This is a genomic window from Candidatus Beckwithbacteria bacterium, from assembly GCA_012797845.1.
Lineage (GTDB): Bacteria > Patescibacteriota > Microgenomatia > UBA1400 > UBA1449 > JAAZOH01.
The window spans coordinates 64,499-85,021 of record JAAZOH010000004.1; the positions used below are offsets into that span (position 1 = coordinate 64,499).

The following is a 20,523-nucleotide window of genomic DNA, read 5'->3' on the forward strand; positions in this document are numbered from 1 at the left end:
GATAAATTTTACCTATATATAAACTATACTTTAATTAGAAAAAGATGTGCAAGAAGTTTATGTTTTAGACATTTCTCAACTATTTCTCAATATTTTTTATATAATATAATTTGATTTGTTGTTTAAAGTATTTTTAAGATTTTTATGAAACTACTAGTCATTGAAGATGAGCAACGTATTGCCACTTACATCAAAAAGGGCTTGGAAATGAAGTCTTATGTAGTTGACGTGGCTTATGATGGTGAAGAAGGGTATGACTTTGCTATTGGTGAAGCTTATGACCTTATTATTTTGGATCGAATGCTACCTAAAATGGACGGCCTGACTCTTTGTAAAAAATTACGAGCCGAAAAGATTCATACTCCGGTTTTGATGCTAACTGCTAAAACTGAAGTTAATGACCGAGTAGAAGGTTTGGATGCCGGAGCTGATGATTATTTAGGCAAACCCTTTGCCTTTGTTGAATTATTGGCTCGAATCAGAGCCTTAACTCGTCGGCCTAAAAAGCAAGATGCAGAAGTTTTGCAAGCTCAGGATTTGACGCTCAATACTGTAAGCTATGAAGTTAAAAGAGGCGAGAAAACTATTGAACTTTCTAAAAAAGAATTTGCTCTGCTGGAATTTTTATTGCGAAACAAAGGTCAGGTTTTTGATAAAGACAAATTGGTTGAACAAGTGTGGAGCTATGATAGTGATGTGCTAGCTAATACTGCTCAAGTTTATATTGGCTATTTACGGGATAAAATTGATAAAGCCTTTCCTCAAAAACCAGAAATTATCAAGACAGTCAGAGGTTTTGGCTATAAAATAGATAATTAGTTTACTAATATTATTAGTGTCATCCTGAGGAGGGTAGCGACGAAGGATCTTAAAATAAGAAAGATTCTTCCCCCGCCAAGGCGGGGTCAGAATGACACATAAAAAACTTTTTTATGTTTCAATCTGAACGCATTAAACTAACTGCTTACTACACCTTAATTATTTTTTTAATCAGTGGCACTATTAGTGCGGCTATTTATTTCCGGACCACTTCAATTATTCAAAGTGAATATCAACGGATAGAACGAAGATTTCAACATCAAACAGAGATGGATTTGCCTCCTGATTTTGTTCCACCAACTGGGCCGCATTTTTTACCTGAAGATTTAGAGTCAGCCCAGCACAATTTACTCATTCAGTTGCTACTTATTAATAGTGCGATTGTGGTGCTGGTAGCTGGAGCTGGTTACTTTTTATCAGGCAAAACTTTACAACCAATTTACCTCTCTTTAGAAGAACAAAAACGTTTTGTAGCTGATGCAGCACATGAACTGCGGACGCCAATCACAGCTTTAAAAACCTCTTTGGAAGTTAATTTGATGAACAAAAAATTGTCACCTCAAACCAGGGAAATTTTACAGGAAAATTTAGATGATGTAGCAGGATTGGAAAGCTTATCAGAAAGCTTGCTCAAACTATCACGCGTTGATGGTAATCATTTGCAAATTGAAGAAGTGGTAATAGCACCCTTAGTTGAGCAAGTCGTAAAACAATTATCACCCTTGGCAAAAGCTAAAAAAATTACTTTAAAAATTCAAAGAATTCCAAGAACTATAACGATTAAAAGCGATAAAGCAGTGCTGACTGAACTAATCCAGATTTTTGTAGACAATGCTATCAAATATAGTAAGAAAAATGGTAAAGTTTGGATTAAAGCTAAAGCCGATACCAAAGAACTAACCTTTACTATTAAAGATAATGGAGTGGGAATTGCTAAGCATCACTTGCCGCACATTTTTGACCGCTTTTATCGAGTTGATTCGGCCCGAACTAAGATTGACTCTAACGGTTATGGGCTTGGCTTATCAGTTGCTAAAAAAATTGTAGGGCAGTTGAATGGAGAGATCCAAGTAGATAGTCAACTAGATAAGGGAACAAAATTTAGCATTACTTTACCATGTAAACGTTAGGATTTTCTCAATCTTTTCTCAACTTAGCTTTTTACATTACTATAGTATTATAAAAATTTCTAAGGAGCTTTTATGAAAAAAAGTCTTTTATTTGGAGCCATCTTAGTAAGTAGTTTAGCTTTAGGGGCGTGTAGTTTGGGAGGTCAAACTCAAGAGCAAAACCAAGACCAAACTCAAGAACAGAATCAAACTGGTATGCCAGGTAATGGCCAAGGCATGATGGGAAGAAACCAATTGGATCTGAGTGCTGCTGCTGAGAAATTAGGCGTGACTGAAGAAAAACTTCAGGAAGCTATGGGCGATCCAACTCAAGGTGAACGAGTCAGTATGCAGGATGCAGCTGACAAACTTGGAGTTAGCTTGGAAGAACTGCGGACAGCACTGGGGATGCCAGAAGATATGCCAGAAGGCGGAATGGGTCGAGGACCAAACGCTTCCGGAAGTGGAATGCCGATGCCGCCTGCTCAGCAATAGTTTTTAAACACAATATTTATAAAGCGCTCCAACATTAAGTCGGAGCGCTTTTTATTTGCTTACATAGTTTAAGCCTATTTTTTCTTGAGAAAGCATTCATAAAATTTTCAATAAATTCTCAAATACTTCCTTTATAGTACGCACTAGTTTCGGAAGTTAAGGCTAACACTTACTTATTTTAAAATATTACTTTTCTAGCTTTGCTTTGCGAAATATATTACAAAATTTATTTTTGAAAGGTGGTGAAAATAATTATGAATAAAAAAGTTTTACTCCCTGTTTTAGGTGCAATTTTATTGGCTGGGACTGTCTATACTACTAGCACAGTTTCTGCTCAGAGTGCAAATGGCAATGGTAGTGGACAGACTATTGTTCAAAGATTAGCTGAGAAATTTGGGCTAGCTGAAGCCGATATTCAAGCAGTATTTGATGAAGATCGGACTGCTCACCAAGAAGAAATGCAAGCTCAGTACGAACAACGTCTAACTGACGCTGTGACTAATGGTGATCTAACTGAAGCTCAGAAACAGCTTATTTTAGCTAAACACGAAGAACTTGAGGCTGCTCATGAAGCTGATCGTGGCCAAATGGGTCAAATGAAAGATATGACTGACGAAGAGCGTCAAGCTGAACAAGAAAAACGTCAAGCTGAGCGAGATGAGCTCCAGGCTTGGGCTGATGAAAACGGTATCGATATGCAATATGTGATGGGTTTTGGTGGCCCTGGTGGTCATGGAGGCCCAGGTATGGGTGGACGAGGTGACGGTTTTGGACCAGGCGCTCCAGAAGATGCTGGAAATACTCAAACTCAAAGCAACTAAGGACAGGACAGGAATAGAGACTAGTTAGGAATAGATGCCCCGCCAAAAATGGCGGGGCATCTTAATTCATTGTGTAATAATAAAGGCTTTTTTGATTCTCAACTTAATCTCAATATTTCTTCATAGAATAATGTATTACAATAAAATAGTTACTGTATTGGAACTTTATATATGAAATTACCAAATCCTTTCAAATGGTCTCTCAAGGCCAAACTTATTATTCTATTTGTTATTTTAGCTGCCGGTGGTGGTGGCTACTATTACTACACAAAGCAAAATACCAAGACGGCCAGTGAAATCCAAACTACTACAGTTGAAAAAGGCAATCTGATTTCTTCTGTGACTTTGTCAGGTCAGATAGAACAATCTAACTTGATTTCAGTTTCTACCAAAGCTAGTGGCGAGGTCAAAGAAGTGTTTATAACCGATGGCCAAGAAGTAGCAGCTGGCGATAAAATTGCAGAAATTACTTTGGATACCACCGGAGTCAATAATCAGTCTTCAGCATGGGCAAGTTACCTTAATGCTAAGAAAAATGTCGATTCAGCTACGGCTACTCAATATAGTCAGCAAGCCTCCATGTTTAGTTCTTGGGATGATTATATGAAAAAGACAGAAGAAACAAATTTTGATGATCCTAATTCTGATTATCGAAATTTACCAGAGTTTAAAATTCTACAAGATCAATGGTTGGCTTCTGAAGAGAATTATAAGTTACAAGCTATTAATATTAATAGTGCTCAAGCTTCACTGTCTTCAGCTTGGTATAACTATCAACTGTATCAAGCTACCGTTACAGCTCCAGTAGCTGGTAAAATTGTGGGTCTGAATATAGCAGAAGGGCTTTCGCTGGTTGGTTCGGAAAATAGCAGTGGTGGAGCAGTTGGTCAAACTGTAGCTTCAATCAAGACTGATGGTAATCCTATCGCTTCGTTTACTGCTACTGAAGTTGATATTAATCAATTGAAAAGTGGACAAAAAGCTACTTTAACTTTAGATAGTGTAACTGATAAAACCTATCAAGGTACGATTGTGGCTATTGATCGGGTAGGGACTATGACTAGCGGAGTCACGCAGTACACTGTTTTGATTCGCTTTGATGAATCAGATGATAGTGTTTTGACCAATATGGCTCTAACGGCAGATATTACTTTGGATAAAAGAAATGATGTATTAGTAATTCCGGTTGGAGCGGTAGTTGATCGCAATGGTGAAAAAATTGTACGGGTTATGAAAAATGGCCAAGTTCAACCAGTTCAAGTTGAGACCGGTTTAGAAACCGATACCGAAGTTGAAATAGTCTCTGGACTATCTGAAGGCGATGTCATTATTAGTAGTACTTCAGGAACCGGAACTAGTGGTAGTAGTGATAAACAGGGTAGTGGACTAATGATTCCTGGTATGGGTGGAGGTGGAGGAGGAGCTGGTATGGTCAGAGGTACGATGACACCTCCTATGGGTCATTAATTATAAAATATTACTTTCATGTCAATTATAAAAGCTGACAATCTATCTAAAGTATATAAAGTGAGCGAGGATGTAGAAACTATCGCCTTAGAAAAAGTATCTTTTAACATTGAAAAAGGAGAATACGTAGCTATCATGGGTCCATCAGGTTCAGGTAAATCAACCTTGATGCATATTTTAGGAGCACTGGATACTCCAAGTTCTGGGGAATATATTTTGGATGGTAAAAAAGTTAGTAATTTGACAGATGATGAGCTAGCTGAAATTCGCAACAAAAAAATTGGGTTTGTTTTCCAAGCATATAACTTATTACCTAGAACTACAGCTCTTCGGAATGTAATGGTGCCTATGATGTATGGCAATGTTCCTAAAGCCAAGCGCGAGCAAAAAGCTAAAGAGCTTTTAGAATTAGTTGGTTTGGGTGATCGGCTTTATCATCACTCCAATCAATTATCTGGAGGCCAACAGCAGCGGGTGGCGATTGCTCGAGCCTTATCTATGGACCCAGCTATTATTTTAGCTGATGAGCCAACTGGAAATATTTCTGGCAAGCATGTTGAAGAGATTATGAAAACTTTTAATGATCTCAATAAAAAAGGCCATACCATTATTATTATTACTCATGAGAAAGATATTGCTGATATGACTAAAAGAATTATCTTTTTGAAAGATGGCCATCTAGTTGAAGATCGAAGAAAAAGAAAAAATAAAATTTAAAATTATGGATCTAATTGAAATTTTTAACGAAAGCAGTTTAACTCTAACAGTCAACAAAGTTCGAACAGGCTTAGCTATGTTGGGAGTTATTATCGGTATCGGCAGCGTAATTGCTTTAATGTCTTTAGGACAAGCTTCTCAAAAAAATATCACTGATCAAATTCAATCTTTAGGAGCCAACTTATTGACTATTCAACCTGGGGCTTCTCGTGAGGGAGGTATTAGAGGTGCTAGTGGTAGTCGAGAATCATTAACACTTGATGATGCTAAGGCCATTAAATCAGAAATATCCTTAATTTCCGATATCTCACCAGTTATTTCAGGTAACTCGCAAATCATTGCTGGTAGAAATAATACTAACACCCAAGTTTATGGAGTATACCCAGAATATCTGACGGTTAATAATGTGGAGATAGAGTATGGCTCATTTATTAGTGAACGGCAGATTACTGCTATGAGTAGAGTAGCCGTATTGGGGCCCGATGTGGTAACCGATTTGTTTGGTGAAGGAGCCAATCCTGTTGGTCAGTCAATCCGGATTGATAGCCAATCTTTAAAAATAATCGGAGTAACTACTAGCAAAGGAGGGACTGGGATGATGAGCCAGGATAGTATGATTTTTGTGCCCCTAACCGTTGCCCAAAAAATACTGTATGGTCAAAATTATCTTTCTACTCTGAGCTTGAGTGTTGTTAATGAAAATTCGATGAGCCAGGCCCAAGATGAAGTAGAAGCTCTTTTGCTTAAGCGTCATGGGATTAGTGATCCAGATAGTGCTGATTTCCGGATCATGAATCAAGAAGATTTGATTGATACAGTTAGTTCGGTGACTGGAACTTTTACCACTCTTTTAGCTGGAATTGCAGCTATTTCTTTAGTAGTTGGTGGGATTGGAATTATGAATATTATGTTGGTCACCGTAACAGAAAGGACTCGGGAAATTGGGTTACGCAAAGCTTTAGGAGCTAAAAAGCGGGTTGTGATTTATCAATTTTTAATTGAAGCTATTTTGATCACCTTTATTGGAGGGATTATTGGAGTCGTAATCGGGATTAGTATTTCTCTTATTTTGTCTTCAGTGATGAGTTTGCCATTTACTATTGCCCCCACTTCAATTCTGCTGGCATTTGGAGTTTCAGTGCTGATTGGAGTTGTCTTTGGCTGGTATCCTGCTCAAAAAGCTGCAAAACTTCAGCCGATTGAAGCACTACGCTACGAATAAAATTCAAAAGTAATTATATATTTTTAAAACCTTCCCATTGTTTTTAGAAATTAAAACTTCTAGACTAGAAGTAGTATGGTTTCTCTGCCCAAAAAAACCAAAATAACAACTATAAGTAGTGATACTGTATATAGTAAATACACTAGTCAAACTGCAGAAGCAATAGAGGCTAACTTTACTACCAGCCGGTCTAAAGGTTTGAGTAGTCAAGAAGCTGTTAAACGATTGCAGGAATTTGGTCTCAATAAGCTTTCTGGCAAAAAACTGAGTGCTCTAACTATTTTTAAACGTCAGTTTGCTTCCCCTTTTATTTATATGTTGCTGGTAGCAGCTGGTCTGGCCTACATCTTGGGGGAGCATATGGATGGCTCCATGATTTTGCTGTTTGTACTTATTAATAGTGTTTTAGGATTTTTCCAAGAATATCGGTCAGAACAAGCTTTAAAACTGCTCCAACAATATACTGCCACTCACAATTTAGTACGGCGAGACGGGAAAGATATTTTTATTGAGGCTAAAAATGTGGTGCCTGGTGATATTTTGTTAGTCAAACCTGGTGATATTGTTGATGCTGATAGTAGACTATTGGAGAGTAATAGTTTGTTAGTAGATGAATCTATTTTGACTGGAGAAAGTGACATGGTGTCTAAAACTGCTCAACCTTTAACAAAAGTAAGTACTGAAATTTTTAAAGCTGATAATATTCTTTTTTCCGGAACAAGCGTCGTTAGTGGGACTGGTTTGGCAGTAGTAGTGGCTACTGGCAAAAAAACTGTAGTTGGAAGCATTGCTAAGCTTAGTAGCGAAACAGTGCGTACTAGTGGTTTTGAAAAAGGCATGAATAAATTTAGCGGCTTTGTCTTACGTTTGGTTTTAGTAACTCTAGTTATGGTTTTTCTGGCCAATATTTTGATAAAGGGAGATCAGGCTAATTTTGTTGAATTGGTTATTTTTTCCATAGCTTTGGCTGCAGCAGTTATCCCCGAAGCTCTGCCTTTGGTCAGCACCTTTTCACTATCTAGAGGAGCGTTACGCTTAGCTAAACATAAAGTAGTAGTAAAGCGTTTATCAGCTATTGAAGACTTAGGTGGCATTCAAGTTTTGTGTACTGATAAAACCGGGACAATTACACAAAATAAACTAAAAGTGGTTGACTTTTTTACTAGAAATAAAGCCCAGCTACTTTGGTATGCCAAAAAAGCGATGCCTGCTAAAAATCACTGCAATGGCCAGGATCCTTTTGATACAGCTATAGAAAAAGCCAGTCAGCAACACCCCTTTCATCAGGAAGGAGCAATCAAACATTTAGGGGAATTACCTTTTGATCCGGATAGGCGTCGAGGGAGTGTAATCATTAGCATTGATGGTCAGGATAAACTTATTGTGCGTGGAGCAGCTGAGTCAATTTTGCCATTTTGTGACAATGTGGATCTGCAGGAGAGAAAAAAACTAGATGATTGGATTGATGAGCAAGGGAAGTTGGGACGACGAGTTTTGGCAATTGCTTATAAAAATCAGCATTTTATTCCTAATTACGAAGCTAAAGTCGAAGAAAAAAAACTATCCTTTTTAGGCTGTATTGCCTTTGTTGATCCTTTGAAAAAAACTACTAAAGAAGCAGTGGCCAAAGCCAGAAGTTTGGGGTTGATGGTCAAGATAATTACCGGTGATAGTTCAGCCGTAGCTGGAGCCGTAGCTACCGAAATTGGTTTGATCGCTGATCCCAAACAAGTTATGTTAGGCGAAGATTTGCTACAGCTTACGCCACGCAAGCAAAAAGAAGCAGTGGAAAGTTATAGTGTTTTTGCCAGAGTTTCGCCCCAAACCAAACACCATATTATTGAACTATTGGAACAGCAATTTGAAGTAGGATATTTAGGAGAAGGGATCAATGATGCGCCAGCTTTAAAAGCTGCTAATGTTGCTCTGGTAGTGCAAGGAGCTTCAGACATTGCCAGAGAAGCAGCTGATATTATTTTACTCAAATCAAGTTTGAAAGTAATTGTAGATGGGATCGAAGAAGGTCGGGAAGTTTTTGCCAATACCTTAAAATATATCAAAATTACTTTATCTTCTAATTTTGGCAATTTCTTTGCGGTGGCTATTTCCTCTTTAGTAATCCCTTTTTTACCGATGCTGCCAATTCAGATTTTGTTGGTCAATTTACTTTCTGATTTTCCGCTAATTGCAGTAGCCACTGATTCAGTTGATCCTGCTGAGGTCAAAAAACCAGAAAGCTACAATCTCAAAGAATTTGCTTTAATCGCCACTACCATGGGCTTAGTCAGTACGGTTTTTGACTTTATTTTCTTTGGGATGTTTTTTAAATACTCACCTTCAGTTTTGCAAACCAATTGGTATATTGGCAGTATTCTCACTGAATTAATCTTGATGTATTCGCTGCGGACCCGTTCGGTCTTTTTCAAAGCCAAGCTGCCTTCTTTAACCATTATTATTCTCTCAATCTTAGCGATTGGAACCACGATTGCCTTACCATTTACTCATTTTGGTCAATCAATTTTCCAATTTACACCACCAACTCCATACTTTCTGACTATTATTATTGGTCTTGTTTTGCTATATTTCCTGTCTACTGAAATTGTCAAACGTTTCTTCTATAAGCTGGTACAGAGTTAGGTATAATAGCTTTAATTACAAATTACTATCCACCTATGAAAATTGGTATTTTTTCAGATACACATGATAATGTTGCTAATTTAGAAAAAGCACATCAAATTTTTAATAATCACAATATTGAATTGGCTCTTTTTTGTGGCGATCTAGTTTCACCATTTATGTTCAAATTTTTGAGCGATTGGCCATGGCCAATTAAAATGGTTTTTGGTAATAATGAAGGGGATAAGTATGGTATTATCCGTCGTTTACAGCAATATGATCTACATAAAATAGAATATGCTCCAAAGGGAAATATTTTTAGCTTAGAAGAAGATGGTCAAAAAATTGCCGTTTTTCATGGTAATGGTGCAGAAATTACACAAGCTTTACTTACTTGCGGAGACTATGATTTAGTTTGTACTGGTCACGACCACGTGGCTAAAATTTCGCAAATTGGTAAAACCTTATGGGTCAATCCAGGAACAGTAGCTGGGGTTTCGGAAAACCCAGAAGTTACCAAGGGATCGGTGGCTATTTATGATACAAAAAGCCGACAAGCTGAAATAATATATTTGCTATGAAACCTTTCAACTTCAAACAACTCTCTTTTTTTGCGTACAACTTAGAAGCAGGTCGGTATTTGGAAAACTTCATGATTATGACCGTTTCTTCGGTTTTAGTGATTCGGGTCTTTTTATCAGTAACTAATTATGCCCGGCTTGGCAATACCCAACTTCATATTGCTCACATGCTATGGGGAGGATTATTTATGATGATTGCCTTGGTGTTTGCCATGGCTTTTTTAAACAAAGAAGCTAAGTATGTGGCTTCAATTGTAGGTGGAATTGGCTTTGGTTTTTTTATTGACGAATTGGGCAAGTTTATTACTGAGGATAATGACTATTTTTTTGAACCGACTTTTGCCATTATGTATGTTATTTTTGTGCTGATGTTTTTCGCCTTTAGAACTTTAGATAAAAAAATAAAACTTGATCAAAAAGATTATGCTATCAATGGCTTGGAGCTGGTTAAAGAAATTATTTTTTCAGATTTGGATCAAGATGAAAAAGCTAGAGCTTTAGCCTATTTTGCTAAAGCCAAGACAAATGACGAAGTCACTAAAAGCTTAAAACAACTAGTTCAATCAATTAAAGTGCAGCCTGTAGCTAAACGAAATATCCTTTCTCAAGCTAAATACTACCTCAAAAAAGCGTATCTTGATTCAGTAAAAAATAGACTTTCCGCTCGTTTACTAACAACAATTTTCATAATTGGTATGATGATTAGTATTGCCAAAATGTTGCTAACTGTTGACATTGCACATAGTACCTTTTGGGATTGGGGTACGATTATTTCTACGCTTATAGCGGGGATTTTAGTATTGATGGGAGTTTATTTATTGCAACGCAAAAAACGCCGTAAAGCCTATGAAAAATTCAAACAAAGTTTATTGGTTTTGATTTTACTGACCCAATTCTTTTCGTTTTATCATCATCAGCTAGTGGCAGTTTTATGGCTAATTGCTTATATCACAGTCTATGTTGGTTTACAGTATTTGATTGAGCAAGAAAAAGTAAAAATTAATTAACTAGACTGTGTATTTAAATTAGTTTATTCTTTATACATGGCTGACTTTAATAGTTTTAAAGATCTATCCTCAGCGTTTCAATTAAAATCAGCTTTGCTGGAAAGCGATAGGCGAAGTGCTTTTGGAGTTAGAGATGATTCACCTTTAGAAAAAACAAAAGTTGCAGCAGACTCTTTAGCTCAAAAAAGTGAGGAAAAAGAAGTAGCTGTTCCTATTGAAAAAAATACTACCCAGAATATAAAACAACCAACACATAAAACTATCTTCAAAAAGAAAAAACTATTTGTTGTTTTCATGGGAGTTTTTTTAGTTTTTGCTATAATCTATTTGATTAACAAGATTTTTTGAAAGGAGACTGTATGCCAGCCAAAAAAACCAAGAAAAAAACTACCAGAACTGAAGAGTTTCGAGTTAAAGGCGAAGGATTGGTAGCCAAAGTAAAAGAATTAGTTAAAGAAGGTAATGTCCGCAAAATTAGCATCAAAGATAAAAATGGCAAAACTATTGTGATGTTTCCGATGACTATTGGTGTAGTGGGAACAGTCTTAGTTCCTGTTTGGGCAGGAGTGGGAGCTATAGCTGCTCTATTGACCGAATGCACGATTTCAGTAGAAAAAGAAATTCCTGCTGCTAAGTCTAAACCAAGCAGTAAAAAGAAATAGACCTATTATTTACAATAGCTTTCCAGTTGTTTTCTATCTTGAAGCCATTGGCGCAGATAATCTACGTCATATATAGCAGTTTGCAAGTGGACGCCAGAAAAACTGCGAAATTCTTGATATGGTTTAAAGCCTTCGTCTTTATTGGTCAGATACAGCACTTTCTGATATTTAGAATTACAGACATAATGTTGTAACGTCTGATCTTCAAAAACGTATTTACCCAAAGCAATTGGATGAGAAAAACCAAAGGAATCCTGAGGTGGTCGAACCGCATTTTGTTGATACCAAATAGGATCTTTTTGTAAATAAAAAGCTAAGAAAATATGCGCATCAGTAAAATAGTTACTAACTGAAATCAAATCGTATGCTGATTCGTGTTCTTTTAAAAATGTGCCTATTTGGGGATTGAGAGCTGAAGCGGCATTGTCAAAATTGGCCGGATAAATATACCAATAGCTTAAAGTGTACTGAACTAGCAAAAGTAAGGTAAAAATAGCCAATCCCAGAGAGAAAACCAAGTGCAATGATTTGGCTTTAAGATAACGGTAACTTTGGAAAATACCAAGAGCAATGAACAGACAAATAAAAGGAATCAAAGCGCTACCGCGAACTATTTGTGGTTCACCAGCTAAAGCTGAAGGCATTGGACTGAGTAAAAATAGGATTTTAGTAAGATTAGCTTTAACGGAGTTTTGCTTAAAAAGTTGGTAAATACCAATTAGATAAAAAGGAATAAAAATGATAAAAAACTCACCAAAACCAGGGTTACTCAGATACTGTAGTTGGTCGCCTTCAATAAACAAAAAAGTCGGAGAAATAAATTTAGCGTAGTTGTCTAAAAATTTAATGCCAATAGTTCCAAATTTATTAAAGAACGGGTGACAAAGCTTTGGTAAAATAGTCTGGTTTTGTAAAAAACAAAAAGCCCGGTCTTCATTGACTATAGCTGCAATACCTTCATCGCGAAAAAGAGACACCTGGCTAAACCGAGCCATACCGCCATTACCAAATAAAACGCCAATAATTGGTAGTACTGTTATTACTGCAACAATAACAATCAAGATAAAAGGCTTTTTTAACTTTTGTTTTAGAAAAACATCAATTAGCAAAATTGCCATAAATAAGGCCACAATTAGTCGGTAAGCTACATAGCTATAAAACGTCAGTCCTAAAAAAATACCACTAGCAATACTGTGTATAGTTTTTGCTTTGCTGATAGTTTTTAGTAAAAAATAAAACCCAAGACTAAAAAAAGCCAAGCTCAAATTAGACTCCAAAGCCGTGCGGGAAAGATGAACTGGCCAAGGACTAATAGCTGCCAAACTAGCAGCTATTAAAGCTGGAGTTTTATTGTTAGTTATTTCTTTAACAATAAGATAAATAGCAAAGACGATTATTATGCCAGCAACTACCGAAAGTAGTTTTAGAGATAAAGCGTTTAAGCCCAAGGTGGCGATAAAAGGAATTGCCAAATAGATATAAGCTGGGAGTTTAAAATCACCAAATGCTTGGAAAACTAGTGGGAATTTTCGGCCCCACTCATCGGTACCGGTTTTTAAAATTGAGTAGGCATTGTAGCCGATACTCATTTCGTCTGAAGTTAATCTGGCTGGAGAGACATCCAATCTAACTAAGCGTAACAATAGGGCAATAAAAATAATTAGAATAAACCAAAATATTTGACCATTTGATACTTTTTGGCAAAGATGCTTAAACATAAGATAATTACGACTTATTATACTGTCTGTTTAGCCTTAATTACACCTTAACTTTGGAGATCTATATCGAATCCCAACTTTTTACTATTATTTAATTTTCTTTATTTAAGTTGCTTTTTCAGCAAATTATTCTATAATATAGACCTATAATATATGATTTATACAGAAAGAAAATTTCCAGGAATAAGTGAGGGAGTTACCCCAAAAGAGACTGATATTTTAGGCAGGCTTAATGAGATAGAAGCTAGATTAGCAATAAATCCTAACTCAAAAGGCTTAAGGCAAGAACAAAGGCGTTTGACATTAATGCTTCAGCAAATAGATTTAACATCTCTTCTTGAAAAAGACTTAGGTTTTTCTATCCCAGGTAGATATAAGGAAATTGATGCAGAAGCAGGACATAATTTAGCTACAACTTTTGAGTGGATAGCAGATAATAACTCTTTACAAGCTATTTCTCCAGCAACTTGGCAAAAAACTGCTGAAGTAGTAGCTGAAAGGGCTATACACAGAGAAGCAAGAAATAATGCTGTTGATTTGCTAAGTGAAAAAGATGATAGACACTTTGCCTTTCTTGCTGGTTTGTTAGAACATCAAGGCTCATTGAACATGGGAGGTACTGGTTCTGATAGAACCACAGATCAATATCCTAGAATGATTATTCAAGATAGACGTAAGGCTAAAATGGAAGAGCTTCAAAGTCTCTTTGGTGGTCACATATATGAAGCTAGAGATCCTCGATCAAGTGAAAATTCACAATCTTGGGCATTAGCTCTGACAAGCGGGTATCAAAATGCAGCTATGGCTGCACGTATGATGCCATTTACTGTTTCGAGACAAGAAACGTATTTGCAATTTATAAGGTGGGCATTTTCTGGTACCAGTGAACGTGTTTCAATTGCCGAAGCAACTCCTTTAAAACCAGGTCCGGTAGGTGATTCATCTTTATATGATCAACTTTTACTTTCTGGAGAAAATCCGTATTTTCTAACTGGATTATGGTATTTAAATGACCAGATTTATTATGATGCATCCAAAGAGACTAGACATCTTACCTTAATCTCAGTTAATTTAGATTTATTAAGAGCACTTGGAACTATGTTTGGAGTTGATCCGAAAATAAAACGACCAGCAAAAGAAAGTACTGAAATTCATGGTAGAAGAGTAGGATTTAATACTAATTCTTATCGAATATCTTTTACAGGAAGAGAAAGAATTATGCCACTTATTGATTTATCTCGTACAGTATGTGAAGAATTAGGTCTCTCACCTATGTTTTGCAATTTAGAAAGAGTTGGCTGGAAGAGCATCTAATCTCTCATCAGGCATAAAATAAAATAATGGAAAGTAGTAAAAAATGGAAAATATCTTTTAAATTATATCCCAACTTCTTTTTATTTTCTTAATAGAGCATTTGACACTAATTTAAAAATAGTATTAAGATAAAGAAAATATGAATAATAAGAAAATAAAAAGAAATAAAAAGAAAAAACAATTTTTTAGCAAAGTAGTTATTGATAATCTAAAAACCCTTCTCATTATAGTGGTTGGTTTTAATCTTTTATTTTTGCCAATATTTTTTTTAAGACTAAAAAGCGTTTCAAGAACTCCGGATATATATAGTGCTGAAACTAGTAATGTTCAAGCTTTTTTCCAACTTCAGATAAACAATCCTCCTAAAGATATTGGCGAAGAATTTGATGTATTAATTAGATTAAATACTTGCGGAGCTGGGATTTGTGCTAATTCTACTGCTGCTGATATTTTAGTTGGGTTTGATAGTACGAAATTACAGGTTTTAAGTATTAGTCAGGGAAACTTATATGATACCTATTTTAAAAAAGATATAAACAATGACTCTTTTTATATTGCTGCTTTTAATGTTCCTCCTAAGAAATATGCTGGCGATGGTGTTTTTGCTACGGTAAGATTTAAGACCTTAAGCTTCATTGATGAAACTAAATTATATATTCTCGAATCTGGAACGAGTAGTGATCAAAGCTCTGTTTATTTTGAAAACTCTACTGAAGACGGCCTTAACCAAAATTTATTGTCAAATAAAGGAGATGTTTTAATTAGTATTCCAACACCAAAACCAACTTCCACATCTACTCCGACACCTACTTCCACACCTCTTTTAACATCAGAAAATGTGTATCTAGCAAAAAAAGGTGTTATTAGTAAACCTTTTTATCTAGCACGAAATGGGTATATTAGTCAAAACAAAGAAACTCCAGTTCCGCTTAATGGTGGAAAAGCAATCTATACATTTTCTATTAATGAAGCTGATGCTGGTTATTATTTAGTAAAAATTTTAGTTAAAGCTGTAAATGAGGCATCTAACTCTTTATTTATAAATTTTGATCAAGAGCCAACAAGCCCAGAAATGATTTGGGATATAAATACTAACTCAAAAGCTATAGAGCAATATGTATCTTGGCGGGGAAATGGAACTTCAACCAATAATCAATTTACACCCAAATCTTTTAAGCTTAATGCTGGTACTCATACCCTAATTATAAGAGGTAGGGAGTCTAATACTGGATTTGCTAAGATTACTTTAGTCAAACAAAATTTTTAATCTATGCTAAAACATGTTGCTAATTATTTTATAACTATACTTTGTTTCTTATTGATAGTTATATTTTGGCCTGGTTTTGCTTGGGCTGACAATACTTCTGTTGTACCTGTCTATCAAACTGATTTTGAAAGCGCATCTATTGTTGATTCTAATAGAATAAATATGGGACTCACAAACTGGTTTGAATTTGGACCAAATTCGCCCGCGGCTAAAATGTGGTTAGAAAATAGTAGAACTCATAGTGGTACAAAAAGTATTGGATTAGAATGGTTAGATAAGCGTAGTCGTCGAGCAGAATTTAATATTTACCCCAGTGATTTAGTGGGAAAAGATTGGTCAATGTCATTTTGGTATTTTTGTCCTGATTGGTCTTTACACACATCTTATGATTGGTCTTGGTGGGAGTGGTTTGTTCCTATGAGTCAGGAGAAACCATCTCCTGGAACCTACTGGATTTCCCCAATCATGAATCATGACACCACTAAAAATACATACAACCTATTACTCATCCTTCACGAGGGTGAGCAAAAAACAACTATTGCTCATAAAGATAACTATAAACTTCCTGAAAATGAATGGTTTAATGTCCATTACTATGTTAAGCGTGACCCTCAAAATGGAGTTTTTAAAATGTGGATTAATGGTGAATCAATTTTTGATCTTTCCAATTTAGCAACTGAAACCGTGGAAGGACCATGGAAAGCTACTATCGGAAAAGTTTATTACGAGGTCTCTGAGCCAGAAGCTCATAGAGTGTGGGTAGATGATCTTAAAATTTGGAATGGTTTTGTAGCCCCAGAATCAACTAAAGTATGCCCAGCTGATTTAAATAATGATAGAGTAGTAAATTTAGCAGACGCCAATTTTGTGTTGAATAAATTGGGTGCCTGTACAAATTGTGTTCAAGATTTTAATGCTGATCAAATTGTAAATTTATACGACCTCAATTTTATTTTAACCTCATGGGGTAATTGTGATTAATATCTAAATTCAGTTCAACCATTTTAGCTATCTTGAAAACTCTTTCATATTTTCTTATTTTTGGTGTAGTATTGATTGTCTATGGTTGATTTAAAATCTCATCTTAATTCTTCCCAATACCAAGCCGTAACGACTACTGACAAACCGGTTTTGGTCATTGCGGGCGCTGGTTCTGGTAAAACTCGGGTGATTGAATACCGGACACTCCATTTAGTTCAACAAGGCATCAACCCACAATCAATTTTATTACTGACTTTTACCAGGAAGGCAGCGGCAGCTATGCTCTCTCGGGCAGCTGCTCATGACCCTAAATGCGAACAAATAGATGGAGGAACGTTTCACTCTTTTGCCTTTAAAATCTTAAAACGCTATGGTAAAACTATTGGTTTGGAAAATAATTTCACCATATTAGATAGTGCTGACTCTAATGAATTAATAGGTAGCGTGATGGGCAAATTAGGGTATTTGGATCTTAAAAAACGTTTTCCTAAAAAAGAAACCCTCAAAGGAATTATCAGTAAATCAATCAATAAACAAACTGCTATCAAAAATATTTTGGAACGGGAATATCCTCAATTTGAAGAATTTAATCAGGAAATTACCAATCTTCGCCAAGCGTATACTAAGGCCAAACTTGAAGCCTCCTATGTTGATTATGACGATCTACTCGTTTATCTCAAAATTTTACTGGAAAATCCAGAGATGAGGCAGCGTTTAGCTAGCCAGTATCAACATATTATGGTTGACGAATATCAGGATACCAATAAATTGCAAGGTGATATTGCTTACTATCTGGCTGAAAGCCATGGCAATATTATGGCAGTTGGCGATGATGCTCAGAGCATTTATGGTTTTAGAGGGGCAACTCATCAGAATATTATGGAATTTCCCGTCCGTTTCCCCAACTGTCAGGTTATTAAACTAGAAGAAAACTATCGGAGTACGCAGCTGATTTTGGATTTAGGTAATGTGGTTTTAGATAGCATGAAAGATAAATATGAGAAAAAGCTGGCAGCAGCCAATAAACAATCTGGTCTTAAGCCAGAGATTGTCACGTTTAAAAACCCGTATGACGAAGCTACTTGGCTAGCCCAGACAATCAAAATGATGCGAGATAATGGGATTGATTTAGGTAAACAAGCTGTACTCTTTAGATCGGCTTTTATTTCCATCCCTCTTCAAAGTGAGCTTTCTAAATTAGGAATTCCGTTTCAGGTTTATGGCGGAGTCAAATTTTACGAAACAGCTCATGTCAAAGATTTAGTAGCTTATTTAAAGATCGTGCAAAATTTTACTGATGAATTATCTTGGATACGGATTTTAAAACTGATTGAAAATATCGGGCCAAAAACTGCTGAGAAAATTGTGGCTAGTTTGCAAAACTGCATCAATCTTAATCAAGTTATCCAAACCTTGGATGATGAATTTGGCTCTGATTTTAGTTATAGCCAGGGGATTAAACGTTTACTAAAATTACTGAGCAAACTTGATAGTGATGGACTAGCTTTAGGTGACATTTTTAATTTTTGTTTTGATTACTATAAACCACTTCTTAAAAAACACTTTGATGATTGGCATCTGCGACTTTCTGATTTAGAAACCTTGCAAGATATTGCTGCTTCTTATGAAAGTCTTGATAGCTTTTTATCAGATTTGGCTTTAGAACCACCTGAACGAGGCGTAGCCCAAGTTGATGGGACATATGATGAAGAAAAACCATTAACCCTTTCTACGATCCACTCAGCCAAAGGTTTGGAGTGGGACAGCGTATTTTTAATCGGTATGATTGAAGGCGTTTTGCCAAGCCGTTTTGCGCTCAATTTTGCAGACCAGATTGAAGAAGAACATCGTCTCTTTTATGTAGCGGTAACTCGGGCTAAACGGCAACTTTATTTGACAATGCATCATGAAGGTGGCCAGGGAGGACTGTATCAATTCAACCGAGTCTCTCGGTTTTTAGAAGATCGGCGGATTTTAGAAAAACTGGAACAAAATATGGTTGAGCTTAGCAAACCCAAAAACAAACGAGTTAAACTAGTGAGTGATGATTTTGAAGAAATTGATACTAAGGATAAAAAAACCTTATTTGAAAAAATCAATGAATCGTGGCGAATGTAAGTTACTCTGGTTGTGAAGAAGCCGAAGCTGACTTTTCTTGATTACAAAGTTGTTCCAAAGCTTGACACCTTTCTTTTTCTCTAGTTGATTGACCAATTGGTCGGCTTTGGCATAGAGATGATTTTAGATACTCGCAAGCCTCCTGAGAATCTCCGAATTCCTGTTGCTCTGTTTCTTTTTGAGTAATTTGTTCAACTGGCTCGGTTTGATACTCAGTCACAAACGTTTCTAATTGTCGGCTTGAGCTGTTGGTAGAGGAAGTTTTTAATTTGTCCAAACTCAATCCAAAACTAAAAGACAGCGCAATAGCCATAACTGAAAGGATAGCGATTTTTTTGTGATAATTAGGGGTAGTTGTCTTTTTCATTTGTGATTTTATAGTACATGGATTAGGGTATAAGGTCAATGTTGGGCGATAATAAGAGCCGCCTTTTAAGCGGCTCTTATTTCTAAGCATTAACGTCCTGAATCCAAAGATTGATATATACTCGCTGAGCTAGTGCTTGTTGAAAAAGAAGGATCAGAAACAAACACTGATAAACTTGTATTAGCAATTTCCCGATTATCTTTATAAGCTACAACTTTAACTAGTGAATTACCCGAACTTAAAGGTTTTAGATCAGCGTGCATATTTGGACAAGGTGCGATTAAATCATAAGGACAACCATTTGAAAATCCGCTATCAGCAATACTAACAATGGCAGGGTTAGAAGCTGTCCATTTATAGGTAATTCCACTTTGGTCCAAGAGGAGTGTATTGCTTTGTTTTAATAACACATTTACTCCATAACCATAACTATTTATAGACATTTCAATTTTTGCCTCGCTAGGTTCAAGAGTATAAGACAGCATTGGCTGTGGGCATACATTATGATTATTTTCCTTACAAAATTTAATTGCATAATTTACCCAATCAGTACCATTCCGACAAATGCCATCATAAGCTGATTGTTTATAACCATCACCACAAACAAAATCACCATAATAAAACTTATCTATACTATCTTGGTCTTGATCGCTACAAGTTTTATAAAGATTGATCGAAGTTATTCCAGATGGGCAATTTTGATCAATAGGTTCAGAATTAGAACATTCCGGATTGGGTTTATCAGCACAGTATTTTTCAGCATACTCTTTCCAGGTAGAAGAAGATTTACATGATGTTGATCCGCCTTCAGTAACTTTATCATAGCCATAACATTGATATGTCATATAACGATAAAAAGAACCTAAACGATCATCGCTATCATCCGAACATGGAGTATTGACTGAAAAACTATTTAATCCTGTCTTACACCTTGTTATTGTTGGTGGGACTTCTACAACTGTTGGCTTAACTAGATTTAATTGCCAGTTATATAGAGTTGCAGCCTTTTCGCGATTATAGAAAGAGATTGTATATTGTTTACCTGCTTCTAAATTTTTTAAATAGTTATCCAAAGGTGTATTGCTGACTAAACTTTTCTTTTTATAAGAAAAACCTGACGAAGAAGCAAAATTCCAGATTTTTTTAGTTTCATTATTGAATTGTAGGTACATCGAATCAGATTTAGTACTCGGTGCGTAAACTGTAGCTTTAAAAATATAATCACCCGATTCAGGGACAGAA

At 36.0% G+C, this 20,523-nt stretch carries 19 protein-coding genes; 16 read left to right on the forward strand and 3 right to left on the reverse strand.

Annotated features, from left to right (window positions below; all coding sequences use genetic code 11):
- Window positions 1-144: 144 nt before the first annotated feature.
- From GYA49_00850 to GYA49_00905, 12 genes are all read left to right on the forward strand, one after another.
- Window positions 145-819, forward strand: coding sequence for a response regulator transcription factor (locus GYA49_00850; GenBank protein ID NMC35571.1), 675 nt, complete (start codon window positions 145-147; stop codon window positions 817-819).
- Window positions 820-932: 113 nt separating this feature from the next.
- Entirely contained in the window at window positions 933-1,949 is a 1,017-nt protein-coding gene (locus GYA49_00855; protein NMC35572.1) for a HAMP domain-containing histidine kinase, read from the forward strand.
- A gap of 72 nt (window positions 1,950-2,021) precedes the next feature.
- On the forward strand, window positions 2,022-2,423 hold the full coding sequence (locus GYA49_00860; GenBank protein ID NMC35573.1) for a hypothetical protein: 402 nt from the start codon (window positions 2,022-2,024) through the stop codon (window positions 2,421-2,423).
- Window positions 2,424-2,677: 254 nt separating this feature from the next.
- Window positions 2,678-3,244 (forward strand): hypothetical protein, encoded by a 567-nt coding sequence (locus tag GYA49_00865; GenBank protein ID NMC35574.1) that lies wholly within the window; start codon window positions 2,678-2,680, stop codon window positions 3,242-3,244.
- A gap of 171 nt (window positions 3,245-3,415) precedes the next feature.
- Window positions 3,416-4,711 carry an efflux RND transporter periplasmic adaptor subunit gene (locus GYA49_00870; GenBank protein NMC35575.1) on the forward strand — a complete coding sequence of 432 codons (1,296 nt, stop codon included), beginning with the start codon at window positions 3,416-3,418 and terminating at the stop codon, window positions 4,709-4,711.
- A gap of 18 nt (window positions 4,712-4,729) precedes the next feature.
- The gene (locus GYA49_00875) at window positions 4,730-5,428 is read left to right on the forward strand and encodes an ABC transporter ATP-binding protein (protein NMC35576.1); all 699 of its coding nucleotides are present in this window, start codon (window positions 4,730-4,732) and stop codon (window positions 5,426-5,428) included.
- A gap of 4 nt (window positions 5,429-5,432) precedes the next feature.
- Window positions 5,433-6,650, forward strand: coding sequence for an FtsX-like permease family protein (locus GYA49_00880; protein ID NMC35577.1), 1,218 nt, complete (start codon window positions 5,433-5,435; stop codon window positions 6,648-6,650).
- Between the two features lie 75 nt (window positions 6,651-6,725).
- Window positions 6,726-9,287: an HAD-IC family P-type ATPase gene (locus GYA49_00885; protein ID NMC35578.1), complete on the forward strand. Its 2,562-nt coding sequence runs from the start codon at window positions 6,726-6,728 to the stop codon at window positions 9,285-9,287.
- 35 nt (window positions 9,288-9,322) lie between these two features.
- Window positions 9,323-9,847: a metallophosphoesterase gene (locus GYA49_00890; GenBank protein NMC35579.1), complete on the forward strand. Its 525-nt coding sequence runs from the start codon at window positions 9,323-9,325 to the stop codon at window positions 9,845-9,847.
- Entirely contained in the window at window positions 9,844-10,854 is a 1,011-nt protein-coding gene (locus GYA49_00895) for a hypothetical protein (protein ID NMC35580.1), read from the forward strand. The genes GYA49_00890 and GYA49_00895 overlap by 4 nt, the downstream gene beginning before the upstream one ends.
- Before the next feature lie 36 nt (window positions 10,855-10,890).
- Complete coding sequence (locus GYA49_00900) at window positions 10,891-11,202, forward strand: hypothetical protein (GenBank protein ID NMC35581.1); 312 nt, start codon at window positions 10,891-10,893, stop codon at window positions 11,200-11,202.
- Between the two features lie 11 nt (window positions 11,203-11,213).
- Window positions 11,214-11,516: a DUF4342 domain-containing protein gene (locus GYA49_00905; GenBank protein ID NMC35582.1), complete on the forward strand. Its 303-nt coding sequence runs from the start codon at window positions 11,214-11,216 to the stop codon at window positions 11,514-11,516.
- Between the two features lie 5 nt (window positions 11,517-11,521).
- On the opposite strand, the gene GYA49_00910 is transcribed toward GYA49_00905, so the two are convergent.
- A complete protein-coding gene (locus GYA49_00910) occupies window positions 11,522-13,234 on the reverse strand; it encodes a phospholipid carrier-dependent glycosyltransferase (GenBank protein NMC35583.1) in 1,713 nt (570 codons plus the stop codon).
- A 153-nt stretch (window positions 13,235-13,387) separates the two neighbouring features.
- On the opposite strand from GYA49_00910, the gene GYA49_00915 reads away from it, so the two are divergent.
- From GYA49_00915 to GYA49_00930, 4 genes are all read left to right on the forward strand, one after another.
- On the forward strand, window positions 13,388-14,548 hold the full coding sequence (locus tag GYA49_00915) for a hypothetical protein (protein ID NMC35584.1): 1,161 nt from the start codon (window positions 13,388-13,390) through the stop codon (window positions 14,546-14,548).
- A gap of 139 nt (window positions 14,549-14,687) precedes the next feature.
- Entirely contained in the window at window positions 14,688-15,815 is a 1,128-nt protein-coding gene (locus GYA49_00920; protein NMC35585.1) for a hypothetical protein, read from the forward strand.
- A gap of 3 nt (window positions 15,816-15,818) precedes the next feature.
- Entirely contained in the window at window positions 15,819-16,796 is a 978-nt protein-coding gene (locus GYA49_00925; protein ID NMC35586.1) for a hypothetical protein, read from the forward strand.
- A gap of 81 nt (window positions 16,797-16,877) precedes the next feature.
- Complete coding sequence (locus GYA49_00930; GenBank protein ID NMC35587.1) at window positions 16,878-18,914, forward strand: ATP-dependent helicase; 2,037 nt, start codon at window positions 16,878-16,880, stop codon at window positions 18,912-18,914.
- Between the two features lies 1 nt (window position 18,915).
- Here the strand turns inward: GYA49_00930 and GYA49_00935 are convergent, their stop codons facing one another.
- Window positions 18,916-19,281 (reverse strand): hypothetical protein, encoded by a 366-nt coding sequence (locus GYA49_00935; protein ID NMC35588.1) that lies wholly within the window; start codon window positions 19,279-19,281, stop codon window positions 18,916-18,918.
- Window positions 19,282-19,370: 89 nt separating this feature from the next.
- On the reverse strand, window positions 19,371-20,523 hold a 1,153-nt coding region (locus GYA49_00940), incomplete at its 5' end, for a hypothetical protein (protein ID NMC35589.1).